The sequence below is a fragment of the Streptomyces lushanensis genome (assembly GCF_001700515.1).
Taxonomy (GTDB): domain Bacteria; phylum Actinomycetota; class Actinomycetes; order Streptomycetales; family Streptomycetaceae; genus Streptomyces; species Streptomyces lushanensis.
The window spans coordinates 1-5,274 of record NZ_MAUD01000189.1; the positions used below are offsets into that span (position 1 = coordinate 1).

At 73.2% G+C, this 5,274-nt stretch carries 5 protein-coding genes and 1 pseudogene; 3 read left to right on the top strand and 3 right to left on the bottom strand.

Features of this window, described 5'->3' with window-relative positions:
• Positions 1 to 271: 271 nt before the first annotated feature.
• Positions 272 to 1,186, bottom strand: a complete 915-nt coding sequence (locus tag BFF77_RS17020; protein ID WP_107422176.1) for an aminotransferase class IV — start codon at positions 1,184 to 1,186, stop codon at positions 272 to 274.
• Between the two features lie 84 nt (positions 1,187 to 1,270).
• On the opposite strand from BFF77_RS17020, the gene BFF77_RS17025 reads away from it, so the two are divergent.
• The 3 genes and pseudogenes from BFF77_RS17025 to BFF77_RS17035 all read left to right on the top strand — a co-directional run.
• Positions 1,271 to 1,900: an NADPH-dependent FMN reductase gene (locus tag BFF77_RS17025; protein ID WP_066950176.1), complete on the top strand. Its 630-nt coding sequence runs from the start codon at positions 1,271 to 1,273 to the stop codon at positions 1,898 to 1,900.
• Between the two features lie 245 nt (positions 1,901 to 2,145).
• Entirely contained in the window at positions 2,146 to 2,475 is a 330-nt protein-coding gene (gene cutA, locus BFF77_RS17030; protein ID WP_066950182.1) for a divalent-cation tolerance protein CutA, read from the top strand.
• Positions 2,472 to 2,912, top strand: a pseudogene (locus tag BFF77_RS17035) (gamma-glutamylcyclotransferase family protein); the annotation flags it as partial. The gene cutA and the pseudogene BFF77_RS17035, both read left to right, overlap by 4 nt.
• A gap of 179 nt (positions 2,913 to 3,091) precedes the next feature.
• On the opposite strand, the gene BFF77_RS17040 reads toward BFF77_RS17035, so the two are convergent.
• Together BFF77_RS17040 and BFF77_RS35655 are read right to left on the bottom strand one after the other, a co-directional pair.
• Positions 3,092 to 3,853: a SanA/YdcF family protein gene (locus tag BFF77_RS17040; RefSeq protein WP_079125228.1), complete on the bottom strand. Its 762-nt coding sequence runs from the start codon at positions 3,851 to 3,853 to the stop codon at positions 3,092 to 3,094.
• Positions 3,854 to 3,914: 61 nt separating this feature from the next.
• Positions 3,915 to 5,274: hypothetical protein (locus BFF77_RS35655; RefSeq protein ID WP_169922674.1), on the bottom strand; the 1,360-nt coding region annotated here is incomplete at its 5' end.

Consider the following 5,274-nt stretch of genomic DNA (forward strand, 5'->3'; position numbering starts at 1 on the left):
GACCGGAACGTGAGCCGCGCCCGGCGCGGCTCACGTTCCGGTCCGTGTCTTCGCAGGTCACGGCTGCTGACACGCCATCACTCCGATGAGTTGCCCGGCACGCTCCGAACGGGTGACGGGGATGTGCGCGCGCCGTCCTCGCGGTGCGCGGGGCCCGCTCTCCTCGCCGCGCATCCTGTCCCCGCCGTGCCCGCTCCTCCGCTGTGCCTGTCATGCCCACGGTCGCTGCTGTTCCCGCCGTGCCCGCTCTGCCCGCCGTGCCTGGCGCCGCTCAGACGCGGTCCCACTCCACGCCCTCGTAAAGCTCCGTCACCGTCTTCAGCAGCGCCGTGTCGCCCGGGAAGACCGTCCCGTCGATGCCGGCCACCGGTGCGACTCCGTGCGAGTTGGTGAGGAAGGCGGCGCGGAACCGGGGAAGGTCGGACAGGGTGACCCGGCGCCGGACCGACGGGAGGCCGGCGGCCGGAAGGCGCGGTTCCAGCAGGGCCATGGTGATGCCGGTGAGGACCGGAGCGTCCGGCCAGACGACGGAAGCGCCGTCCCAGAAGCCGATGTTGGCGATGGCGCTCTCCGCCACCAGTCCGCCGGGACCGGTGAGCAGCGCGTCGTCGAAACCGGCGCGCTCGGCGAGCCGGCCGTAGTGGATCTGGGCGAAGCCGCCGAGATGCTTGATATGCGCAACCGGGCGCTGGTACGGGACGGACATCAGCCTCTTCGCCCTGCCGTCCGGGGCAGCCGGAGGCCGTACCGTCACCATCAGGGTCGTGCCGCCGCCGCCACTGCCACCGGTGCCGGTGCTGACGCTGGTGCTCGCGCCTGTGCTGCCACGAGTGCCCGCGCTGCTCGTGGTGGCCGCGGCGTCCGCTGCTTCCGCTGTTGCCGCCGGGTCCGCTCTGTCCGGCGCGTCCTGCCAGTGGACATAGACCCGGGCCGAGGCGTCCCGTACACCGTCGAGCGCGTGCCGGAGCGCCGCCCGTACGCGCTCGCTGTCCAGGCCCGTGCCGAACAGCTCACGGGTCGCGCCGTCGAGCCGGGCGAGATGGAGGTCCATGCCGCGCGCCCGGCCGTCCCTGATCTGCAGGGCGGTGAAGTGTCCATAGGTGTCCAGCGCGCGGAGACGCAGATCGGCCTCGGTCGCGGGCCGGCCGTCGACCTCGATCAGCAGATGCGGTGCGGCAGTCGTCATGGTCATCACCGTACGACGTGCCGCCGCGCGGTTCGAGCACGGACAGCTTGACCTCAAGCAAGGTTGAGGTACGAGCCTTTTCTCATGGACACCACCACGGACGTCATCACGCCGGAAACCACGGCTCCATCCGGCCCCCACCCCCTGAAGCTGACCGTCATCCTGGGCAGCAATCGCGAGGGCCGCTTCGGCCCGGTCGTCTCCCGCTGGTTTCTCGCCCGCGCCGCCGAGCGCCCGGACTTCACCACCGAACTGATCGATCTCGCGGAGACGGATCTGCCGACCGCGCTCTCCTTCGACCCGGTGCCCGCCGTCAAGGGCGAACTCGGCAAGGTCACCGCGCGGCTGGCCGAGGCCGACGCGTTCGTCGTGATCACCCCGGAGTACAACCACTCCTTCCCCGCCGCCCTCAAATCACTGATCGACTGGCACTACGGCGAATGGCAGGCCAAACCGGTCGGCTTCGTCTCGTACGGCGGGATCTCCGGTGGACTGCGCGCGGTCGAGCAGTTGCGCCAGGTCTTCGCCGAACTCCACGCCGTCACGGTCCGGGACACGGTCTCCTTCCATCAGGCGGGCGCGCACTTCGACGACGAGGGCCGGCACAAGGACCCGGCCCGGTGCGACGCGGCGGCCAAGGCGATGCTCGACCAGCTCGGCTGGTGGGGCCTGGCTCTGCGCGAGGCCAAGTCCGTTCGCCCGTACGGCGCTTGAGGCGAGGCGGGCGGGGCGGCGAAGGGGCGGTGCGGCGGGCGCCGACGCGGCACGGCGGTCGTGCCGCGAGCGGTGGGTGCGGTGGTGCGGCGGAGCCGCCTACGGTGCTGTACTACCTCCTGGTACGCGGCACCCGCCCGGACTTCGTACCCCCGAATTCGTACGCCCCGACTCCGTACCGCCCGCTTCCGTACCGCCCGCTTCCGTACCGCCCGACCCCGGCCCGCCCCGAAGGAGCCCGCCACGTGTCCCCTGCCGAGTATCTGACCGTGATGACCACGATCGACGGCGCGGCCAGGGCCGAGGAGATCGCCCGTGGAGTGATCGAGGCCCGGCTCGCCGCGTGCGCGCAGATCTCCGCGTCGGTCGCCTCCGTCTACCGGTGGAAGGGCGCGGTCGAGACCGCGGAGGAGTGGCAGATCCTCTTCAAGACCACCGCCTCCCGTTATGACGCCCTGGAGGCCCATCTCAAGGACGTCCACGACTACGACACACCGGAGATCATCGCCACGGCGGTGGTGCGCGGCAGCGCCGAGTATCTGACCTGGATCAGCGAGGAGACCGACGCGCCATGAGAGCGGTGGCCGACACGGCGGGCGCCGGGGCGACGGGCGAACTGCCGTTCTTCGTGTACGGCACGCTGCGGCCGGGTGAGCCCAACTACGAGCTGTACATGCGGGGCCGCACGGCCCGCGAGGAACCGGCGCGCCTGGAGGGAGCCCTGCTCTACGACGGCCCCGGCTATCCGTATGTGATCGAGGCCCCGGGCACGGTCGTGGGCGACCTCGTCACGGCGAAGCCCGGGGAGTACGGCGAACTCCTCACCGTACTGGACGGGTTGGAGGAGTATGTCGCGCCCGGTGACCCGGCCAATGTGTATGACCGGGTGGCCCGCGATGTCCTGTCGGCGGGCGGCACCACGGTCAGCGCCTGGGTGTACTTCGCGGCACCTCGCGTGGCCCAGGAACTCCGTGCGCGGGGCCGGCTGATCGCGGGCGGCGACTGGCTGGCCCATGCCGGCCCGTACGCGCGTGCCGCCTACTCACCGGCCCGCCAGGCCGGCCCGGCTCATGCCCGACCGGGTCGGGCGGCTCCGGCGCCGTCGGGGCCGGAGCCGGCTCTTCCACCCCTACCGCACTCACCGTGAACTCCGGCGTCCAGGAGGCCGGCCGCGCCCCGGCTTCCTGGACGTCAGCGGACGCGGCGTGCCGCGAGCGCCTCGGTCACTCCTGTTTCGACCGGTCCGAGGAACATGGGGTCCGGCCGCAGCAGGGCCTCGGCCGCTGCCTTGCCCGAGGCGAACACCTCGCGTACACCGCCGTAGTACCAGGTCGCGTCACGCCGCTCGGTGACTCCGACCCCGTACGACTCGACCCCCGCCGCCCGGCAGAGCGCCACCGCGCGCCTGACATGGAAGCCCTGTGTCACCAGCACCGCCCGCTCGACGCCGAATATCTTTCTGGCCCGCACGCACGAGTCCCAGCTGTCGAACCCGGCGTAGTCGCTGACTATTCGGTCGTCCGGCACACCCAGCCCGACGAGATACGCGCGCATCGCGCCCGGCTCGTCGTACTCCACCCGGCTGTTGTCCCCGGTGACCAGCACGACCTTCACCTTGCCCGTGCTGTACAGCTCCGCCGCCGCGTCGAGCCGGTGCGCGAGATACGGTGTCGGCCGGCCGGAGCGCAGCCCGGCCCCGAAGACCACCGCGACATCCCCGGCCGGGACATCGGCGACCGTACGGACGCGGCTGTCCGCGACCGCGTACATCCAGGTCACGGGCATCAGCGCCAGCACACACCCGAGCATGGCCGCCTGCACCGCACGCCGCTGCCCGCGCCGGGTGCGCGGCCACCACGACCGGCGCGGCAGCCGCCGCAGCCATGCCGACCAAGGCAGCCTCGGCACGTGCGGCCTCGGCACGCGCGGGCGTGACAGCTTCGGCAGTGGCATCGTTCCCCCTGACTGGATCGCGTTCCTGACCCTCCAGCACTATGACGATCGGCGCCGCCGATCAGTTCGCCGGAGACCCGTCCGGCGTCCAGGCCGCCAGCAGCAACGACTCGGCCGCCGCCGACACGTACACCGCCGTGGCGAGCCATGCCAGCGCGAAGCCCCGGGGATCGGCGGGCAGCAGCCGTCCGAGGACGTCGTGGCGCCGGTCCGCCGCCGCCTCCGCCAGGGCCTCGACCCGCTCCGCTCCTCCGGTGAGGCCCACGGTCCGCAGCCGACGCGGCAGTTCACCGTCCGCCGATACGGCGGTCACCGCACGCCCTCCCGCGACCGCCCGGTCCACGGCCCTGCGCAGCAGGTCCAGCTCGACCGGTAGCGCGGGCGGCGGCAAGGCCACCGGCACGCCGGACCGCGCCGCGCCCGCCGGTGTCGTCCCCGTCAACGGACCCGCCGGTTCCGCCGCGCCCGCCGCCGGCAGCGGCACCGGTACGGCAGGTATGTGCGAGCGGTGGAGCCTGCGCAGTCCCAGATCCACCCGAACCGACTCTCCGTCATGGCCCGTCCAGGACGCGGCGAGCACCTCCACCCGGTCCGGCCGGTCCGGCACGATCCGGGCGATCAGCCGCAGCGCCAGACCGGGGCGGCCCGCGAGCAGCCGGAGGTTCTCGGCGTACGGCAGTTCGGGCCGCTCGTCCGGCGCCGACAGCCGGAGCGTGGGACCGCCGGTCACGACAAAGCCCGCGCCGGCGCAGATACCGTCGAGGAAGAGCAGATCGCCGCCCGCCGCCCGGACGTCGGCCGGCTCCGCCGACCAGCGCAGCGCCGCCGCCAGTTGCTCGACCGGTGGCCGCTCCCACAGGGCGGCCGGCGGCGGTTCGTACCAGCCCGCGCCGGTGGCCCGTACGGAACGGACCTGCCCGCCGCCCCCGATCCTGCCGTCCGGCGAGACCGTCGGCGACGTGAGGATCACCCCGCCGCCGTCGCCCAACTCCCGCAGCGGAAGCGCGCAACCGCCCGGCACCGGCGTCCCCGACGCCTGAAGCGCGCGTTCCGGTCCGCCGGGAGCGACGTCCGAGACCGTACGGAGCGTGCCGTCGGGTGCCAGGGCGTACACGGTGGCGCCCGCGTATCCGGAAGCGGTCACCACCGGCTCGGTGAAGAGTCCGTACAGCCGGAGCGGTCCTTCCGGCCGGTAGCTCCTGCGCGCGGGGGGGAGTGCCTCGGCCGGCCGGCGTGCCAGATCCAGCAGCTCGGCCAGCTCCGTGGAGAGCGCGGACAGCCGGAACGCGGGGTCGTCGGAGCGGGCCTCGGCCAGCAGCCGCGCGATCCTGACGGCGGTGGCGGCCGGCCGGTGCAGCCCGACCAGCCGCGCCGAGTGCGCGGCGTGCAGCAGTTCGGCGCGGTGCACGGCGCCGGAACCG